Raw genomic sequence first — 2,306 nt, forward strand, 5'->3', positions numbered from 1 at the left:
TCGATTCGGCGAGCAACATCATTGGTATGCCCAATATAAAGACGGCCACTTGCATTTTCTAACACGTAGACGAAATACATGTCTGAATCCTCATTGTCTCCAGCAATCCAGACAACAAAAAAGCCCTCCGATTTCTCGAAGGGCTTTAAATGGCTGGCCAATCACTTGTGAAAAGGCGAACTGATCGAAATGGAAAAAGACATTAGGCAATCCGGATTTCAAGATGCTTCCCCACTGCCTTTGCATACTTCTCAACCGTGGAGAGTTTTACATCCTGCACATGGTTTTCTAAGCGAGAGATCGCCGTCTTGCGTGTACCAATCGCATTCGCGACCTCGTCTTGGGTTAATCCCGCTTCCAAGCGAGCCTGCTTGAGCATAACGCCGATTCGAAAGTTTTCGTAGCCTCCGTCAAAACCCTCCGCAAAGTTCGGGCTAGATGCCTTCCGCTTGTTGATATATTTCTTTAGATCACTCATTGGTTTTCCTCCTTTAAATAAATTTTCTTACGTTGCTCAGCTAGTTCAATTTCATGCTTCGGTGTCTTCTGCGTTTTCTTAGCTAAACCATTCGTCAGCACGACGAACCGCCCTCCACTCTCAAAGCCCAATATACGGAAAATGTTACCGCCGAACTGAATTCTGGCTTCCCAGATATCGTCCGTATTCGTCAACTTCTTCCAGTATTGAGCTGGTATAATATCCAAGTCTTCAATGAGCTTCAGCACCCAAGCAACTTTCTGAGCCTGCTTATCAGTTAGACTGTCAATAAACTCCCCGACAGGACTGCTACCATCGGCTCGCTTGAAAAACTGAACTTCTCTCATTTCCTGTAAAGTTAACTCACGCGTTAACTTTGTCAAGTTCGCTAATTGCATTAATCTGCTTGTTTCAAACTACTAAAAGGCACTAATTACTGATCAGTTAAATCAGGAGCTCTTGGATGCTATTGACTACCAGCAAGAGGAAATCCTCATCCTCAAAGGCCAAATACGCAAGCGCATCCGCTCACTGATGCTCAACGCAATAACTTAGCCGAGAAGGCGAAGCAGCTAGGCAAAGCAATCGAACAATATACCACTATTGTGCCCCCTGACACACTCTACAGATGGCACAGAAAGCTAATTGCTCGGAAATTCGACGGCTCGAAGAAACGAAAACATCCCGGACGTCCCCGAAAACCAGAAGTAGTCGACGATCTTGTAATAAATATTGCCAAGGAGAATCCCCGAGCTGGCGCACTCAACATCTCCGGCAGGCTCCATGGACTGGGACATTCCATTCCCGGAACCAGCGATCGCTAAGAACGAATACGACAACGGACATGTCGCAAAGAAATCCCGGCTAGGTGGACTGCTCAACTTCTACCACTGCCAGGCAGCCTAAGCTGGCCTTTCGCCATAACATGATCCCACCCGACAAGCATTCCCATTTGTCGGAGCTTCAGCCTAGGCTGGTATCAGCGAAAATAAGGTATTTACTGCGTTCATCCGTTGCTCGCAGGCCATAAACCTCGCTTCGAATGAACAATCGGGAATTTTGACGCAATCAGACTGCACTCCCCCCCACACACACTGTTAGAGCAAATTTTAACGAATTTCGACGCGGATGAGTTTCTAGCCACTACGGGCTCGAACTTTCTTTGGGGATTTCCATGACTTGAGTTGCTTTTCGCGCCGCATGGCTTCGCTGCGTGTTTCAAACTTTTCAAAACCCAACAAAGACCACGGGTCGTTGCGATGGGTATATTTGCCTAAGTGGCCTTTACCCTCAGGTGAATTGTGCTCTTCGATTCGGCGAGCGACATCGTTGGTATGCCCGATGTATAGACGGCCACTTGCATTCTCTAATACGTAGACGTGGAACATGAGCCTAAGTTCGCAAACTTCAGCAAAGTCAGACAACAAAAAAGCCCTCCGATTTTTCGAAGGGCTTTAAATGGCTGCTTCCCGACAAGTCGGGACAGGCGGACACGCTGGGATCCCCGACAAGTCGAGGCAGGCGAACCAGCGACCAAGTGATTAATCCCGACTTTGTCGGGACTCTACCGCCCGGGATCGAATAGGGTTCGAACTTTCTTTGGGGATTTCCATGACTTGAGTTGCTTTTCGCGCCGCATGGCTTCGCTGCGTGTTTCGAACTTTTCAAAGCCCAACAAAGACCACGGGCCATTGCGATGGGTGTATTTACCTAAGTGGCCTTTACCCTCAGGTGAATTGTGCTCTTCGATTCGGCGAGCAACATCATTGGTATGCCCAATATAAAGACGGCCACTTGCATTTTCTAACACGTAGACGAAATACATGTC

6 protein-coding genes are annotated in these 2,306 nt (G+C 47.7%); 1 reads left to right on the top strand and 5 read right to left on the bottom strand.

The window, feature by feature from the left end; genetic code table 11:
• The 3 genes from QEH52_RS20830 to QEH52_RS19380 all read right to left on the bottom strand — a co-directional run.
• Nucleotides 1-80 (bottom strand): GIY-YIG nuclease family protein (locus QEH52_RS20830; RefSeq protein WP_425609302.1); only part of this gene is annotated, 80 nt, incomplete at its 3' end.
• A 122-nt stretch (nucleotides 81-202) separates the two neighbouring features.
• Nucleotides 203-478 carry a helix-turn-helix domain-containing protein gene (locus QEH52_RS19375; RefSeq protein WP_308952608.1) on the bottom strand — a complete coding sequence of 92 codons (276 nt, stop codon included), beginning with the start codon at nucleotides 476-478 and terminating at the stop codon, nucleotides 203-205.
• Nucleotides 475-876 carry a type II toxin-antitoxin system RelE/ParE family toxin gene (locus tag QEH52_RS19380; protein WP_308952609.1) on the bottom strand — a complete coding sequence of 134 codons (402 nt, stop codon included), beginning with the start codon at nucleotides 874-876 and terminating at the stop codon, nucleotides 475-477. The genes QEH52_RS19375 and QEH52_RS19380 overlap by 4 nt, the downstream gene beginning before the upstream one ends.
• A 334-nt stretch (nucleotides 877-1,210) precedes the next feature.
• Between QEH52_RS19380 and QEH52_RS19385 the strand changes: the two genes are divergently transcribed.
• Nucleotides 1,211-1,384 (top strand): hypothetical protein, encoded by a 174-nt coding sequence (locus QEH52_RS19385; protein WP_308952610.1) that lies wholly within the window; start codon nucleotides 1,211-1,213, stop codon nucleotides 1,382-1,384.
• Between the two features lie 230 nt (nucleotides 1,385-1,614).
• Here the strand turns inward: QEH52_RS19385 and QEH52_RS19390 are convergent, their stop codons facing one another.
• Both QEH52_RS19390 and QEH52_RS19395 read right to left on the bottom strand, forming a co-directional pair.
• Nucleotides 1,615-1,866, bottom strand: coding sequence for a GIY-YIG nuclease family protein (locus QEH52_RS19390; RefSeq protein WP_308952611.1), 252 nt, complete (start codon nucleotides 1,864-1,866; stop codon nucleotides 1,615-1,617).
• Nucleotides 1,867-2,042: 176 nt separating this feature from the next.
• A partial coding sequence (locus QEH52_RS19395; protein WP_308952612.1) for a GIY-YIG nuclease family protein occupies nucleotides 2,043-2,306 on the bottom strand: 264 nt, incomplete at its 5' end.

Source organism: Thalassobacterium maritimum (assembly GCF_031127805.1).
GTDB classification, from domain to species: Bacteria; Verrucomicrobiota; Verrucomicrobiia; order Opitutales; family Coraliomargaritaceae; genus Thalassobacterium; species Thalassobacterium maritimum.

What these genes read in the sequence shown, in the direction of transcription:
- QEH52_RS19375 (WP_308952608.1), bottom strand. Translation starts at nt 478, where the DNA reads ATGAGTGATCTAAAGAAATATATCAACAAGCGGAAGGCATCTAGCCCG.
- QEH52_RS19380 (WP_308952609.1), bottom strand. Translation starts at nt 876, where the DNA reads ATGCAATTAGCGAACTTGACAAAGTTAACGCGTGAGTTAACTTTACAG.
- QEH52_RS19390 (WP_308952611.1), bottom strand. Translation starts at nt 1,866, where the DNA reads ATGTTCCACGTCTACGTATTAGAGAATGCAAGTGGCCGTCTATACATC.